Origin of the sequence: Treponema sp. OMZ 840 (genome assembly GCF_050937815.1) — a bacterium.
Taxonomy (GTDB): domain Bacteria; phylum Spirochaetota; class Spirochaetia; order Treponematales; family Treponemataceae; genus Treponema_C.
In genome coordinates this window covers 292,062-307,470 of record NZ_JACDIJ010000001.1, presented here as the reverse complement: position 1 = coordinate 307,470, position 15,409 = coordinate 292,062, and the positions used below count along the sequence as shown (strand labels likewise).

Sequence of the window (15,409 nt, the reverse complement as noted above, 5' to 3'; positions counted from 1 at the left end):
AGCGAACGGACATGCTCAAATATGTTGCAAAAAAATTAGCTTTAACTGTCGGTATGATTCTCATTGTGAGTTTTGTTATCTTTGTTGCATTAAACAGTACCGGTGTAGATCCGGTGCTTTATACTATGGATATGACTACATATAATGCGCAAATGGCTCAACAAATACGGGAATCGCTGGGCTTGGATGCTCCGCTTATGGTCCGCTATTTCCGTTGGTGGAACGATATGCTGCACGGAAATTTCGGATACAGCATTGCAAAAAAATTTTCCATCCGTGACGGTTTGATTTCCAAATGGCCTGCTTCTTTGGAATTGTCCGTATCGGCCTTTGTTTTATCCACTGTTTTCGGTATTTTACTCGGTATGCTTACCGCTTTTTACCAAAACGGTATTTTAGATTATGTCGGCCGGGCCTTTGCCGTATTCGGGAATTCCATGCCCGAATACTTTTTTGCCTTGATTTTAATTCAAATTTTTTCGGTACAGTTGGGGTGGCTTCCGAGCGGGGGACGCTTTCCGGTAGGTGCCGCAGGCTTTTTGAACCGTTTACCCAATATGATATTGCCCATAACGGCTATGACCGTTCCCATGTGCGGCAATTTAATGCGTTATACGCGCAACACAATGCTTGATGCGGCAAATCAGGAATATGTAAAAACGGCGCGCAGCAAGGGTTTGCCGGAATGGAAAGTATATACAAAACATATTTTTCGAAACAGCCTCAGGCCCATAGTAACCGTTTTGTTATTCAGATTAACCCTGCTTGTCGGCGGTTCGGTTGCCATAGAAACCATTTTCAGTTGGCCGGGCGTAGGTCCCGTATTAACCGCATCCGTTACCGCATGCGATTATCCGGTCGTTATGGTTTCCACTTTGATGACCGCCGTTTTAATGCTGGTAATCAGTTTTTTGATTGATCTGAGCACCGCTTTATTGGATCCGCGCGTCAGATTGGAGGTATAGGGTGGAAAAAACCGTATCTCAATTTACCGCAGCAAAAAAAGCCGGCACCAAACTTTGGAAAAAACGAATAAGAAAATTTTTTAACAATAAACTTGCCGTATTCGGTTTTGCCGTCATATTGCTGTTTTTTTTGTGTTCCGCCTTTGCCCCGCTGATTACAAACTATGATCCGCTTGAACCTAATTTTAAAGCGACATTATCAAATCCGAGTAAAGAGCATTTTTTCGGTACCGACAATATGGGCAGGGATCTTTTTACAAGAATATTATACGGCGGCCGCACTTCAATGTTAATAGCCGTTACCAGCTCTCTTTTGGGAAGCGGTATAGGTTTGATTATCGGTGCAGTCGGCGGCTTTTCCGGCGGGCTTATAGATAAATTATTTGTCAGAATTTCAGAAATTGTGTGCTGTATTCCGCAATTGATTTTGGTTTTGGTTGTTATGGCTTTTATCGGACCCGGAATGTTTAATCTTATTTTTATTTTTGCCCTTACCGGATGGACGGGAACTTTTCGTCTTGTCCGCGCAGAATATATTGCAAAAAAAGAAGAAACCTACGTTAAAGTGTGCGAAGCTTTCGGTATGAGCAAGGTAAAAATTATGTTTAATCAGATTCTTCCTTCGGTATTAACCATTGTTATCGTACAAATAACGATGAATATTCCCGGTTATGTTATGTCGGAGGCAAGTTTAAGCTTTTTGGGCTTCGGCGTTCCCATGTCCGTGCCGACATGGGGAACGATGCTCAATGCGGCTAAATCCGCTAAAGTTATTTTGTACAATCCCGCCGTGTGGATTGCTCCGGGAACGGCGATTTGTTTGTTTGTTCTTGCAGTCAATTTTTTCGGCGACGGACTCAGAGATGTAATGGATCCGAAACAACAATAGGGAGAAAACAGTGGCGGAGGATATTATTCTTGATGTAAAAAACCTTAATACAAGTTTTTTTGTTGACGGTAAAGAAGTTCATATTATAAAAAACGTATCCTTACAGGCAAAACGGGGCAAAACCTTAGCTCTTGTAGGGGAATCCGGCTGCGGAAAAAGTGTTACCCTGCATTCGATTGTGCGGATGATGCCTAAAAATGCAAAAATAACGTCGGATTATGCGGTTTATCGTTCATTAAAGGGAAATATAAAAAAAGAATACCGGCTTGACCTAATGTCAAACTACGGAAAAGAGATGCGCCGATTGCGCGGCTGTGAAATATCGATGATTTTTCAAGACCCCATGGCATCTTTAAATCCGGTTTACCGAGTCGGCAGTCAAGTTATGGAAGGTCTTTTGGAACACAACCCCAAAATGAAAAAAAAAGACGCACAGGCTGCGGTAATCGAAATGTTTGAAAAACTGGGAATACCCGATCCCGTTCGGCGCATAAACGATTTTCCGCATCAATTATCGGGAGGCATGAAACAAAGAATCATCATTGCCATTGCAATGATATGCAACCCCGAACTTATCATTGCCGACGAACCTACGACGGCTTTGGACGTAACGATTCAAGCCCAAATTATGGAGTTAATGAAAAAACTTCAAACGGAATTCAATAAAACCGTTATTATGATTACACACAATATGGGACTTGTCGCCGAAATGGCCGACGATGTTGCCGTTATGTATATGGGCAGAATTGTCGAAAGGGGCAGTGTTTCGGATATTTTCAGCGCTCCCATGCATCCGTATACGCAAGCTCTTTTTAAATCCGTACCCGTTTTGGGTGTAAATGACGGTAAGGAGTTGACGACAATTGCGGGCAGTACTCCGGATCCCGCAACACTCGGTCCCGGATGCGAGTTTGCCGACCGCTGTCCCTTTTGCAAAAGCGCATGCACTGAAGCCGAAATTCCGAGCATTTACATATCCGAAAGCCATGAAGTAAGATGTCTTAAGGCGGTACAAAATGGATAAAACGATTATCCGCATTAACGATGCAAAGGTATGGTTTCCCCGCACAAAGGGCTTTCCCAAGCGGATTGTAGGCTATGTAAAAGCGGTAGACGGCGTTACCTTTGATATTTATCGGGGAGAAACGGTGGGTATTGTCGGAGAATCGGGCTGCGGAAAAACAACTTTGGGAAAAGCGATAATGCTGTTGGAAAATATAACGGGCGGCAGCGTATCGTATAAGATCGGCGAAGAATATCGGAACATACAATCGTTTAACCGCAAAGAATTGTTTTTATTCCGCAAAAGAATTCAAATGATATTTCAAGACCCTTACTCCGCGTTAAACCCGATGAAAAAGATTTACACGGCATTGGAAGAACCCTTGTTGATACACGGGGTAAAAAACAAATCGGAACGTGAAAAAATAATGGAAGAAGTATTAAAAAGCGTAAATATTCCGATTGATTATATTTATAAATATCCCCATGAATTTTCCGGCGGGCAAAGGCAGCGGCTTTGTATTGCGCGCGTTCTTCAAGTACGGCCGGAAGTAATTGTCTGCGATGAAATCGTTTCGGCTTTGGATGTTTCCATCCAAGCTCAAGTTCTTAATTTAATGAAGCGAATACAGCGCGAGCGGCTTTTAACCTATGTGTTTATCGCACACGATTTATCGGTGGTCCAATATATGAGCGACCGCATTGCGGTTATGTATCTGGGTTCTATTGTGGAATTGGCCGATACTAAAGAATTGTGTTCGAATATTTTGCACCCGTATACCGAATCCTTATTTTCCGCAATACCGGTACCGGTTCTCGGACGCAAAAAAAACCGCATTATCCTTAAAGGAGACGTTCCCAGTCCTATTACCAAGCCTTCGGGGTGTGCTTTTCATGAACGATGCCCGCATTGTATGGATATTTGCAAAAAAACGGCACCGCCGCTTAAACCCTACGCGGATTCGCCTCATTTGGTAGCTTGTCATTTATACGATACCGGTGCTCAAAAGGAAAAAAAACATGGCATATAACAATAGAATAAAATTACCCTTATTTGACGATTATTGGATTGATTTTAGACGCGGTACAATACGAAGATGGTTTTCGCCCGAATATGTAAGTACGGCTCCTTGGGGGCCGTACGGTTCAATGTTTTACGATCCGCAAAGAAAAAAGTACCGCTTATACTATGAAGACTTGGTTTCAAAAGAAAAAGACAGTATCCGTCAGCTTAAACTGTGTGAAAGCGAGGACATGCAGCATTTTAATTCCGTTTTAGGCAGCGACGGAACGGACACAATCTATAAAGCCGGCTCGGGCATTCACGGCTGCACGGTTTTTTACGACAAATGGGATAAAAATCCTGCGCGGCGTTATAAGCTGTGCGGTATGATGGATGTAAAAGCAAAAGATTATGATAAAAAAGACGGCGGCCGGATAGGTGTGGAAATCGCTTTTTCTTCCGACGGCATTAATTGGGAACGGCATCCGGAACTTGTCGCCAGTCCGCAAACGAGCGATGCTTTAAATAAACTTATCTACAACCCCGTAACGGAAGAATACGACCTTTTCCACCGTGCAGCCTTTATCGACCGAAGAATATCGGTGCGCTCTTCAAAAGATTTAGTGCATTGGAGCGATGCCCGAACTATTTTACAGCCCGGAGCGCAATATAATGACGGTTTTACGGGGATGCAGCATTACAGTATGACCTCCTCGTATATGGACGGCATTTTTTACGGTATGCTGTGGCGCTATAATACCTGCCTTTACAATATCGATTATTCGCGGATGTTCGGCTTTATCGAGCCGGAACTTGTGTACAGTTATGACGGAAAAGAATACGTATATACGACCGGCAAAGCCTTAATTGAACGCCCCTATCCTCCGCAAGCCGGCTGTGCAGGCCTTGCTCCCATTGATATGTGTGAAAGCATTGACGGTACAAGCTATTATATTATGTGCTGGGGGCCGGTTATTGTTCACGATATAATGGAAAAAAACAAAGTGTTTCATGAAGAATGTGAAGCACGGGGTATAAACGGCGGAAATCCCGTATATCGAATCCGAAAAGACGGGTTTTGCGGAATAGAATCGGTAGGAAAGGGCGGGTTGATTATTACAAAAGGAATGGAACTTATAAAAGACGACCTTCGTTTTAATATCCGTTCTTCTTGCGGTTTTGCCCGCTTCGGCATTATGAATATAGACGGGGAATTTTATAAAGGATTTTCGTTGGACGACTGTGTACCCTTCAGTTTTGACGACTCGGTATCGGTTAAACCCGCATGGAAAAATCACGATATAAAAGAAGTTTTGGGTAAACAAGTACGAATTGCAATAGAATTAAATACGGCCATTTTACATTGCATTTCGGCAACCGCACGGCCCTTTATCAAACAACGACAATGCAGTTTTGCACATCCCGATGGTATTTTGGAACCCTTGCAATGAATTAAAATTATAATGCGCTTCATTCGGTTTTCCCCTTGACTGAATGTACATATAAAGGTTACTATTTATAAGGTGGAATCTGCATTTACAATTGTCGTTCCGGATACCGATGTATTGTCACGCTTATGCGGAACAAATGATTGCAATTTACGTCTCATCGAAGAACATTTGGGTGTTTCCGTTTTTACGCGCGGTAACGAGCTTTCCGTTTCCGAAAACGACCCCCATATACACGAGCGTTTTAAATACATTATCGACCGCATTGTAGACGAAGTGGAAAGCGGTAACGATGCCGACGGTCATATGGTGTATTCGATTTTAAATGTTGCGCCCGAAACCTCTTCGCTTTCGCGCGAAGATTTGCACGATTTTTTTACAAAAACAAGTATTCATATTCCCGGCACCGACCGTAAGCTCTATCCCAAAAGCAAAAATCAAGCGCAATTGGTTCATGCAATGCGCTCTTGCGATATGGTGTTTTGCATAGGGCCTGCCGGATCGGGAAAAACCTATATTATGGTTGCCGAAGCGTTGAATTTGCTTTTATCGCGCAAAAAATCGAAAATCATTTTAACCCGCCCCGTTGTGGAAGCCGGCGAAAGTTTGGGTTATTTACCCGGAGATTTGGAGCAAAAAATAAGTCCCTATCTTCGCCCCCTGTACGACGCAATGGAAGCCTTTGTATCCAAAGATTTTATCCGCAAACTCGTTGAAGCCGGCGTTATAGAAATTGCGCCTCTTGCATATATGAGAGGAAGAACCTTATCCGACTCCGTAATTATTTTAGACGAAGCGCAAAACACCACTTGTCAGCAAATGAAAATGTTTTTAACCCGCATGGGAGAAGGGTCAAAGGTATTTATTACCGGCGACATAACTCAAATAGATTTGCCGAAGCGCACCGAATCCGGCTTAAAACATGCCCTTCATGTTTTACAGGGCATAGAAGGTATCCGCATTATGCAAACGGATTCTTCCGATGTCGTGCGCAACGCACTCGTAAAAAAAATTATACAAGCTTATGAAAAATACGAATAATAACGGCCAAACCGATGAAAATTTGAATGCAAAAATACTTATACAGTTAAAAACAAAGTATCCTTTTTTTATTGTATTTGCATTGGTTTTTACAGTCAGTATTGCAATATCATTTTTGGATATTGCAACCTCGGAAACATTTTTTGCTTTTTCGCTCGGCGAATATCAAGTGGATCAAATATCGGACCGTACGATTACGGCTAAAAAAACATTTGCGCCGACCGAGTTAAATCCCGTTGGAGTGCAAAAGGGCGAAGAAATTATAAAAAAAGGTTTTCCCATAACACAGGAGCGTTACGATAAATTAAAAAAGATGGCCGAAGCTCCCGGTTATATAGACTTGCGTGCTTTGGGAAACGCTTTTTTATTTTTTATGCTTTTAAGCGCTTTGATGTTTTTTTTATTTTCGCCCGTATTTTTAAAACGCTCGATCGAATTAAAAGAGGCAGTGTTTTTAGGAATTATATTTGCTATCGTATATGCATCGGTCGTATTCGGTCGAAAATTACCGGCTTTTTCGGATCCGTTTACGCTTCCCTTTGTTATTCCGGCTTCTTTATGCATTATGCTCATCGCCATGCTGTTTGAAGAACGCATAGCCGTTTATTTTTCTTTTTTATTGTTTTTTGCCGTTTTATACGGCGCCGCTTTTAATACGGCTCCCGCAATTTTTGTGTTGTGTTCTTCGTTATCGGCTGCCCGCATTGTACGTAAATTGGATAGGCGGATTAATTTGATTTTTGCCGCCGTTTTATTAAGCTTGTTAAACTGGGTATTTTTGTTTACGCTTGAAATTATTTACGGCAGTTCTTTACATGATTCCGTTTTAAACGGTTTGGCCGTCGCTTTTAACGGTTTTATATCGGGTGTTTTAGCACTCGGTTTTTTGACGCCGCTTGAAATAGCGCTGAACACGGCTTCGGTATTCCGGCTTATGGATTTGTCCGATTTGAATAATCCGCTTATGAAGCGCATGCTTATAACCGCTCCCGGTACCTACAATCATTCCATGCTTGTCGCGACATTGGCTGAAAACGCATGTGCTGCTATAGGGGCAAACGGTTTGCTTGCCAGAGTCGGTGCGTATTACCATGATTTGGGTAAACTTGAACAGCCCGAATATTTTGTAGAAAACCAAAAAGAAGGAAATAAACACGATGAAATAAATCCGCGCCTTTCGGTTTCGGTTATACGCAATCACGTTAAAAAAGGCGTCGAACGCGCCCATCAAATGCGTTTTCCGCAGCCGGTTATCGATATTATAGCCCAGCACCACGGAAACGGACTTATTGCCTATTTTTTTAATGAAGCAAAAAAAACGGACGCTTCGGTCTCCGAAGAAGAGTTTTCATATTTGGGAAGCCCTCCCGCTTCAAAAGAGGCGGCTGTCGTAATGCTTGCCGATACGGTCGAAGCTGCAAGCCGCACACTGGAAAACCCGTCGGTGCCGCGCCTTGAAAAATTCATCCGTACCCTTATAATGGCCAAATACGAAAAAGGCCAACTCGATAAAGCCGCCCTTACATTCAGCGATTTGGATATTATACGCGAATCGTTTGTAAATATTCTTGCCGGTTATTACCATTCGCGCATTGAATACCCGAACCAAAAAGATCCCGATAACGACGAAAAAGCGGAAGAAAGTGAAAAATAAACTTTTGATTAGCGTTGAAGATATAAGTTTGCCGCCCTGGCTGAAAAATGCCGAAAATTTTATTGCCGAACTTTTGGAAAAAAGAGGGCATACCGATTGGGAACTGTCCGTTTTGTTTTGTTCCGATGCCCTTATCCGTTCTTTGAATCGCGAATACCGGAACGTAGATGCCGCCACCGATGTTTTGAGCTTTGAATCCGGAACACGTTACACGGATGAAAACGGCGACGAGCGTTATCTTGCAGGCGACATTGCCGTCAGTGTCGATTTTTTATATAAAAATGCACGGGATTTTAATGTTTGTCCCGATGAAGAATTGAAACGCTTATTGATTCATGGTATCCTTCATTTGGAAGGGATGGATCACGGCGAAAACCATATGGGAGATGCCGTATACTGCGAAATGATTGCTTTGCAGGAACAATTACTTACGGATTTTATTTCCCGTACCGTTATTGAGGAAAAATAAATGGCTTTTTTGGAAAAACTATTTAAAAAAAAGACAAGCGATGCAGCTGTATCCGATAGTGCATATTCCGGTAATCGGACCGCAACGGAAGAACGGGCACAACAGGATATTTTAAACGAAGAAAAACGCGATATGATCCGCGGTATAGAAGAGCTTGCGGAAACGTCGGTTAAAGAAGTGATGATACCGCGTATTGACGTGGATTTTTTGTCCCTTACAATTCCGGAAGACGAACTGTTGCAGCGCATAGCCGAAAGCGGGCATTCCCGTTTTCCTGTATACGAAGATTCGATCGACAATGTTGTCGGTGTGCTTTATGTAAAAGATTTGATTACCGCTTTCGCAAAAAAAGAAGCGGTCGATTTGCAAAAGATTATCCGTAAAGCGTTTTTTGTTCCCGAATCCAAGCGTATCGATTCTCTTTTGCGCGAATTTAAGCGCCGGCACATCCATATTGCCATTGCTATAGACGAATACGGCGGGATATCCGGCATTGTATGTATGGAAGACATTATCGAGGAAATAGTCGGAGATATACAAGACGAATTTGACAACGAATGTGAAGATGTTTTACAGTTGGGTGAAAACGTATGGCTTTGTGATGCGCGTGCCAATTTGGATGATTTGAACGAAAGTATACATTCCGATTTTCCGAATGAAGAATTCGATACCCTGGGCGGTTTTGTATTTGACCTTTTCGGTAAAATTCCGGTCAAATACGAAAAAGCTTCATGGCATAACTATGATTTTATCGTTCAGGACATGGACGGGCATCGGGTAAATCAAATAAAAATCGTTAAGCATACCGATACGGGAGCCGCGTAGGAACCGTATAATCGTATTTTTCGGGAGGGATGCGGTATGAAAAAAATTGTAGTGCTGTTTTTCTTTTGCACATTTTATATAGCTGCACAACAAAGCCCTAATGTCGCTGCAATAGATTTTTATACTAAGGCAAAAGATTGCCAAAACAAAGCGGATTGGTATGCTGCAGTTGAACTGTATCAGCAAGCTTTAAAAATTAATCCGGCTTACGGCGAAGCATGGCTTGCGTTGGGCCAATGTTCATACGAATTGGAACAGTACGATTTGGCGGTGCGCTACAGCGATTTTGCGGCAAAATACATTAAAAACCGTACCGATGTTTTAAATCTTAAAGGTTTTGCCCTTATCGGTTTGGAAAATCTTTCCGAAGCGCGCAAAGTGTTTTTACAGGTTTTGGAAACATTCCCCAATGATGTGCAAGCGCGTTTCGGTCTTGCGCAATTGGATATTTTCGACGGAAAGTTTTTAACCGCCGAACAATACTATCTTGATGCATTAAAGCGCGAAACGCATAATAAAAAAGCTTTGATTTCTTTAGCCCTGCTTGCCGACAGAGAGGGCAAAACGGAAAAAGCACATATATATATGGAAAATGCGCTGCGTACGCACAGTGCCAATCCGGAAGTATATTATTTTGCCGGTTATTTGGCGGCTAAAGAAAATAAACTGAGCGAAGCCGAATCCCGTATTCGTACGGCGGTGCTGCTTGACGGTACATACGATAAAGCATATAAACTGCTTGCCGATATTTTGTTTGTACAAAAACGCTATGCCGAAACTATCGATATTTGCGATTACCGCTTGTCGAAAAACCGTTTTGCCGTATCGGCTTGGTACTTAAAAGGCCTTTCGTGCGCCGCCCTCGGTGAAAACGAAAAAGCGTTGTCGGCATGGCAAACGGGTTTGGATATAGACCCCCAAGACGAAATAATGCGCGCCGCCTTTGAATTGCTTATTTTCGAATCAACCGAGGTCGAAGACCCCCGCCGTAAAAACTGGGCGGCCTACCATATGGAAAAAGCCGAAGCGTATGCGGAAAAATTTATGTCCGTGCAAGCCCTGTATGAATATCAGCGGGTTTTACGTCTTAACCCGCTGAATGTTGCCGCCCGGCTTGCTCTAGCCGATATTTTACTTAACAACGGCTTAAGCGAATCCTATCTTTCTCAGTTGCAATTTTTAAAAGACAGGGGAAAAAACGATAAACGTATAGACGATATTATCGAATCCTATACTTCGCTTTTGCAAAACACCCTCCCGCTTCAGTGGGGAATACAGCCCTTTTATTTGGATAAAATACGCTGGACGGTAGGACTCTATACTTTAAACGAAGATTTTTCGCTGTACCATCAAAATGCGGTTTTTATAAGCGCCGGAATGCTTGCCGATGTTTTTAATGCAAGCCAAACCGTATCCGTTTCCCCTGTTTCGGCCCCCGTTGCTTCTTACGCACAAGCTTTTAAAAATGCGCGGACACAAAACTACGACTTTTTTGCGTTGCTTAACGTTACGGAAGGCGAGCGTGATGTCAATTTCAGCTTTGACCTATATTCGGCCGCAAGCGGCAATAAACTTGCTTCGTGGGATGTGTACCGCACGGGAAACGGCCGCCTTGCTTCCGCTATGCAAAAAATTCGCGACGAATTGACTTCCGTATTGCCGCAAAAAGCGCGCGTTATAAAACGGCGCGGTTCAACCGTTTTAGTCGATTTCGGACGAAAAGACGGTGCCGAAGAAAAACAGGTTTTTGATGTATATAAAAAAGGCGATTTACTCTTTTCCGGTACCGACATTGCGCTTAAGTATGATGAAAAAAAGCGTATAGGAACGATTACGCTCAATGCTCTCGGCGAAGATATTTCACAGGGCGAATTTACACAAAACGGATTTTACGATTTGCTTGCACTCGGTGATGAAATCGTTCCCGTCGTAAAAGTTCAAGAACAAGATGCTGCGGAAAAGCCGAAAAAGGTAAAGAAAAAAAAGGAAACGGATACTCCCGCCGTTGAAATTGAAAAAAAGAAAACGGTATTGTATGAACTTATTCAATCGATACGATAAGCATCGAGAACTTCGGTAATCCATCGTTTTGACGGCACCGGATATAATGCGCACGATCTTTGAAAGCACCTAAGGGCTTCACGGTAATTGCCGGTAAAATAAAGACTTTGTCCTAAATAAAAGTATGCCCGTGCGCTTGCCGTTTCCGTTCTGTTTATCTGTAAAAATTGCCTCAGTTCTTTTTCCGCTTTATGCCAATCTTTTGTATTTATATAAGCGTCAACGATTGCAAAAAGACTGTAGTCGTCTCCGGTGGATTTTCCTGCTTCGGTTTCTTCCGGCAAAAGAGCGGCCGAACCGGTTTTATTTTTATACGGGATGTCTTTATGAGGTGCCGCAGCATCCGTTGTTTTTTTCGGCTGCAGCTTGTATTCGGTACGCCCTATTTGTATTTCCGGCAGCGCTTGTTTTCGCACTATATCCGAAGTGCCGGCGGAGGATTTTTCCCGGTTTTCCGCATTATTTTGATTTACGGCGGAACTGCCTTGTGTTTTAACTGTGATCGGAAATTCTATTCCGTTTAAACTGGCATTTACCGACGGTATAATTAAATTATACAAAACGCCGTTGTTTTCTCGCGCAATAACCGCATAATAATAGCAAATACCCCTTTGTATGTCCGTATCCGTATAGCTGAGGCTTTCGGGAGCAAGAACCGCAATAATCCGTGCGGATTTTTCATCTTGATTTTTTTCGGAAGATACATCGGTATCGACAAAATCGATGCGCTTAACATTGCGGTATACGAGCAATTCTTTTATGCCGGCGGCAATAATCGGCTCGATTTTCCATGAAAGTACAACCGCGTTGTCGGTTAAAAGCGCTTGGATATCGGAAACAAGCGGACGTTCCGGCCGTGCGGCGATTAACATATCGAGCGGATGTGCTTCGGCCGTTTTTTGCGAGCCGGGTATCGATAGGTCCGCCTGCGGGTAAAGGGCGGCACATACGGTATAAAGCGCACAAACACAAAAAAATAAAGATTTTTTCATACATATATAATGCTTTAAAAATTACTGTTTGACAAGATCAAAACTTTCAATTATGCTGTATATATGTTTGTTTCCGTTGTTTTGGATCCCGGCGGAGCCGATTCTTCACGAGCGCTTATATCGCTGCTTGCACAGTACGGATTTACCCGCATACAACGTGCATGTTGGGAAAATACCGCCGTATCGGAAAAACGTTTGCGTACCCTGAAAAAAGATATAGACAGGGTAACGGATTTTTACGACAGAATCCGCATATACCAATATCCGGTAAAAGGTTTAATGGCAATTACGGAATTGAGCAAAAAAAAATGGCGGCGCTGTATGCTGCGCCCCCAGCCGGATTAAAAAAAATTAAAACATTATTACGGAGTTACATATGATCGAAGATTTTAAAATACCCATTACCTCTTTAAAAGAGGACATCCTTGACGTTTGGGGGCGTCTTTGACGTCGCTGCGGTAGAAAAACATATTGAAACAAAAGAAACTTTAACGGCGCAGCCCGATTTTTGGAGCGATCCTTCAAAGGCGGAAAAAGTTTTATCCGAAATAAAATTACTCAAAAATAAAATTACACCTTGGCGCGAACTGGTAAAAACGGTTGAAGATTTGGAAGCTTTATATGAATTGGCTGAAGAATCGGGCGATGCCGGTCTTGAAAGTGAAATTCAGGATTTATATGAAAGTACAAAAGCCGATTACGAAAAATACAGCATATTAAATTTGTTATCGGATGAAGTCGATAAAAACAGCGCCTTTTTGAGCATCCATTCGGGAGCCGGCGGAACTGAAGCATGCGACTGGGCGCAAATGCTGTGCCGTATGTATGTCCGCTGGGCCGAAAGGCGCGGCTATAAGGTTGAAACGGTGGACCGCCTTGAAGCCGAAGGCGGCATAAAATCGGTAACGTTGCAAATTTCGGGCGATTATGTATACGGCTATCTTAAATCGGAAGCGGGCGTTCATCGATTAGTACGCATAAGCCCCTTTGATTCGAATGCGCGCCGCCACACATCTTTTTCTTCCGTATACGTGTTTCCCGTCCTCGACGACAGCATTGAAGTTGAAGTGCGTCCCGAAGATTTACGAGTGGACACCTACCGTGCAGGAGGAGCGGGCGGACAACATGTCAATAAAACCGATTCGGCAGTACGGTTTACACATATTCCGACGGGTATTGTCGTCGCATGCCAAACGGAACGCAGTCAAACTATGAACAGGGCTACTGCGATGAATATGCTAAAAGCCCGCTTGTACGAGCACTACCGTCAGGAAAAAGAAAAAGAAAACGCAAAGTTTGCTCAAGAAAAAAAGGATATTGCATGGGGAAGTCAAATCCGTTCCTATGTTTTTCAGCCCTATACGATGGTAAAGGATTTGCGTACGCGCTATGAAATGGGGAATATACAAGCGGTTATGGACGGAGATATAGATCCCTTTATCGAATCGTATTTGGCGGCAAAATGGAAGGGATTGCCGATAAGCGAAGGAGACGACGAGCCGTGAAAAGAATCGGGACGCTTGCCGCTGCGGTATTATTGCTGTCCGTTTTTCTTTATGCACAAAATGCGCAAAATATCCGTAACGATTCGCCGCCCCTATGGGTATTGTCCGCCTCTGCGTTTACCGTGGACGAAATTACCGCCGGTTTTGAACCGGTAAGTTCCGGCCACGAAGAAAAAATAACGGAACTGCTTCCTAAACTCATTTTGGAAAAACTTTCGCAAACGGGTATGCGTACCGTAATGCCCGAAGAACTGTTTCGCCGTGAAAAAAAGTCCATAGCCGATAATAAACGCAAACTATACGCACAGTTGGAAAAAGCGGTTGCAGAACGCGATACGTATATCGTCAGTGTACATGATGAAAAAAAACGCCGCTTTCAAATCGACGAAAAAGAAAAAGCGATTTATGCTTTAAACGCCGAATTGGAACAAAACGCCGAAAAAGACAAGGTACTGTCCGTTGAAGCTTTTAAGCCCGTGCGCGAACAAGTTGTTTTATGGAAAAATACATACAGCGAATTGTACCCGTCTTTAAAAAAATCGATGCGTGCCGATGAACCTTCGGATATACGGGGATTGGTAACGGGCAGCATAAGCCGTATCGGTCCCTATATTCAAGCTAATGTAAATCTTGTATTGTTTCCGGGCAGTGTTGTTTGTCTGCATATAAGCGAAACCGAGCATATAGAAGAACTTTCACTGCTTGCGGCGCGTATTTCCGAAAAACTTCTTGTAAATCTGCGTAACGGAAAAACCGTTAATCTCATTTTTGATGTTTTGCCTCCTGAAGCCGCACAAAAGGCGGTTATACGGCTTGACGGCCGGCTTTTAAGCGTTTCCCGCAATCGTTTTGAGTATTCGGATTCGGCGGAAAACGAATTACGCGGTTCCGGGAACGGTCTTTTATCTGCCGTTATTCCGGAAGGAATCCATGAATTGTATATTGAAGCGGACGGATTCGGAGCCTCCGCCTTTGTGTATAATTTTTCGGAAAAAGATAATTTTTATGTACATGCACGATTGCCGCGCCAAAATGCGATTCCCGTTAAAATAAAAACGGATACACAGGATTCTTATCTTTTTTACTTTAACGGGCTTCCTGCAGAGCCTTTGTCTAAAACAAAAAATACTTTTATGGTAAACGGTTTTCCCGTTTTAGTCGAATTAACCGATGCAGGCGGTTTGAGACATTTTATTTTGGAACAAAAAACCTCGAAAAACTTGTATATACCCGAATATCGAATTCCCAATGAAAGTATGGCAAATGCCGCCGCCATTGAAAAAAAGCGAAAAATAATGTATGATTCTTATGCTGCGCTTATTATTTCTTTGCCGGCTGCCTTTATTTTAATGGGAAAACAGGTTGACGAATACAATGCATGGGCGCTGGGGAAAAATACGGGAGATGATTTGCAAAAATGGAAAGCGGCGAGTTATACCGCAACCGGTATTTCCATAGGGTTGGGTATCAATTTTTTAGTACAATTAGGCATTTATCTTCATTCGGTGAATGCGGTTTTGCCGAAGCAGATAAAACCTGCAAAATATTGATAGGA

General features: G+C 42.9%; 14 protein-coding genes. 13 read left to right on the top strand and 1 reads right to left on the bottom strand.

What is annotated here, in order from left to right; all coding sequences use genetic code 11:
- Window positions 1-11 precede the first annotated feature (11 nt).
- The 10 genes from H0R92_RS01505 to H0R92_RS01460 all read left to right on the top strand — a co-directional run bounded on the left by H0R92_RS01505 (window position 12) and on the right by H0R92_RS01460 (window position 11,357).
- Window positions 12-965 carry an ABC transporter permease gene (locus H0R92_RS01505; RefSeq protein ID WP_432960456.1) on the top strand — a complete coding sequence of 318 codons (954 nt, stop codon included), beginning with the start codon at window positions 12-14 and terminating at the stop codon, window positions 963-965.
- Between the two features lies 1 nt (window position 966).
- Window positions 967-1,854, top strand: a complete 888-nt coding sequence (locus H0R92_RS01500) for an ABC transporter permease (RefSeq protein WP_432960453.1) — start codon at window positions 967-969, stop codon at window positions 1,852-1,854.
- Window positions 1,855-1,864: 10 nt separating this feature from the next.
- The gene (locus H0R92_RS01495) at window positions 1,865-2,878 is read left to right on the top strand and encodes an ABC transporter ATP-binding protein (RefSeq protein WP_432960450.1); all 1,014 of its coding nucleotides are present in this window, start codon (window positions 1,865-1,867) and stop codon (window positions 2,876-2,878) included.
- Window positions 2,871-3,887, top strand: a complete 1,017-nt coding sequence (locus tag H0R92_RS01490) for an ABC transporter ATP-binding protein (RefSeq protein WP_432960447.1) — start codon at window positions 2,871-2,873, stop codon at window positions 3,885-3,887. Before H0R92_RS01495 ends, H0R92_RS01490 begins: the two co-directional genes overlap by 8 nt.
- The gene (locus H0R92_RS01485; RefSeq protein WP_432960445.1) at window positions 3,877-5,310 is read left to right on the top strand and encodes a hypothetical protein; all 1,434 of its coding nucleotides are present in this window, start codon (window positions 3,877-3,879) and stop codon (window positions 5,308-5,310) included. The genes H0R92_RS01490 and H0R92_RS01485 overlap by 11 nt, the downstream gene beginning before the upstream one ends.
- Window positions 5,311-5,382: 72 nt before the next feature.
- A complete protein-coding gene (locus tag H0R92_RS01480) occupies window positions 5,383-6,348 on the top strand; it encodes a PhoH family protein (RefSeq protein ID WP_432960443.1) in 966 nt (321 codons plus the stop codon).
- Window positions 6,332-8,002: an HD family phosphohydrolase gene (locus H0R92_RS01475; protein WP_432960441.1), complete on the top strand. Its 1,671-nt coding sequence runs from the start codon at window positions 6,332-6,334 to the stop codon at window positions 8,000-8,002. The genes H0R92_RS01480 and H0R92_RS01475 overlap by 17 nt, the downstream gene beginning before the upstream one ends.
- Entirely contained in the window at window positions 7,992-8,471 is a 480-nt protein-coding gene (gene ybeY / locus H0R92_RS01470) for an rRNA maturation RNase YbeY (RefSeq protein ID WP_432960439.1), read from the top strand. The genes H0R92_RS01475 and ybeY overlap by 11 nt, the downstream gene beginning before the upstream one ends.
- Entirely contained in the window at window positions 8,472-9,296 is an 825-nt protein-coding gene (locus tag H0R92_RS01465; protein WP_432960437.1) for a hemolysin family protein, read from the top strand. It abuts the gene before it with no gap.
- A 36-nt stretch (window positions 9,297-9,332) separates the two neighbouring features.
- The gene (locus tag H0R92_RS01460) at window positions 9,333-11,357 is read left to right on the top strand and encodes a tetratricopeptide repeat protein (RefSeq protein WP_432960436.1); all 2,025 of its coding nucleotides are present in this window, start codon (window positions 9,333-9,335) and stop codon (window positions 11,355-11,357) included.
- Here H0R92_RS01460 and H0R92_RS01455 read toward each other — a convergent pair.
- Window positions 11,342-12,349 (bottom strand): tetratricopeptide repeat protein, encoded by a 1,008-nt coding sequence (locus tag H0R92_RS01455; protein ID WP_432960434.1) that lies wholly within the window; start codon window positions 12,347-12,349, stop codon window positions 11,342-11,344. The genes H0R92_RS01460 and H0R92_RS01455 overlap by 16 nt on opposite strands.
- 63 nt (window positions 12,350-12,412) lie before the next feature.
- Between H0R92_RS01455 and H0R92_RS01450 the strand changes: the two genes are divergently transcribed.
- From H0R92_RS01450 to H0R92_RS01440, 3 genes are all read left to right on the top strand, one after another.
- Window positions 12,413-12,694, top strand: coding sequence for a CRISPR-associated protein Cas2 (locus H0R92_RS01450; protein ID WP_432960432.1), 282 nt, complete (start codon window positions 12,413-12,415; stop codon window positions 12,692-12,694).
- 31 nt (window positions 12,695-12,725) lie between these two features.
- Window positions 12,726-13,854, top strand: a protein-coding gene (gene prfB / locus H0R92_RS01445; RefSeq protein ID WP_432960430.1) for a peptide chain release factor 2 whose coding sequence is annotated in 2 segments (ribosomal slippage) — window positions 12,726-12,794 and window positions 12,796-13,854 — 1,128 coding nt in all. Because the reading frame shifts where the segments join, the coding sequence is not laid out codon by codon here.
- Window positions 13,851-15,404: a hypothetical protein gene (locus H0R92_RS01440; protein ID WP_432960427.1), complete on the top strand. Its 1,554-nt coding sequence runs from the start codon at window positions 13,851-13,853 to the stop codon at window positions 15,402-15,404. The genes prfB and H0R92_RS01440 overlap by 4 nt, the downstream gene beginning before the upstream one ends.
- Window positions 15,405-15,409: the final 5 nt, after the last annotated feature.

What these genes read in the sequence shown, in the direction of transcription:
- H0R92_RS01505 (WP_432960456.1), top strand. Translation starts at nt 12, where the DNA reads ATGCTCAAATATGTTGCAAAAAAATTAGCTTTAACTGTCGGTATGATT.
- H0R92_RS01490 (WP_432960447.1), top strand. Translation starts at nt 2,871, where the DNA reads ATGGATAAAACGATTATCCGCATTAACGATGCAAAGGTATGGTTTCCC.
- H0R92_RS01485 (WP_432960445.1), top strand. Translation starts at nt 3,877, where the DNA reads ATGGCATATAACAATAGAATAAAATTACCCTTATTTGACGATTATTGG.
- H0R92_RS01475 (WP_432960441.1), top strand. Translation starts at nt 6,332, where the DNA reads ATGAAAAATACGAATAATAACGGCCAAACCGATGAAAATTTGAATGCA.
- H0R92_RS01465 (WP_432960437.1), top strand. Translation starts at nt 8,472, where the DNA reads ATGGCTTTTTTGGAAAAACTATTTAAAAAAAAGACAAGCGATGCAGCT.
- H0R92_RS01460 (WP_432960436.1), top strand. Translation starts at nt 9,333, where the DNA reads ATGAAAAAAATTGTAGTGCTGTTTTTCTTTTGCACATTTTATATAGCT.
- H0R92_RS01455 (WP_432960434.1), bottom strand. Translation starts at nt 12,349, where the DNA reads ATGAAAAAATCTTTATTTTTTTGTGTTTGTGCGCTTTATACCGTATGT.
- H0R92_RS01450 (WP_432960432.1), top strand. Translation starts at nt 12,413, where the DNA reads ATGTTTGTTTCCGTTGTTTTGGATCCCGGCGGAGCCGATTCTTCACGA.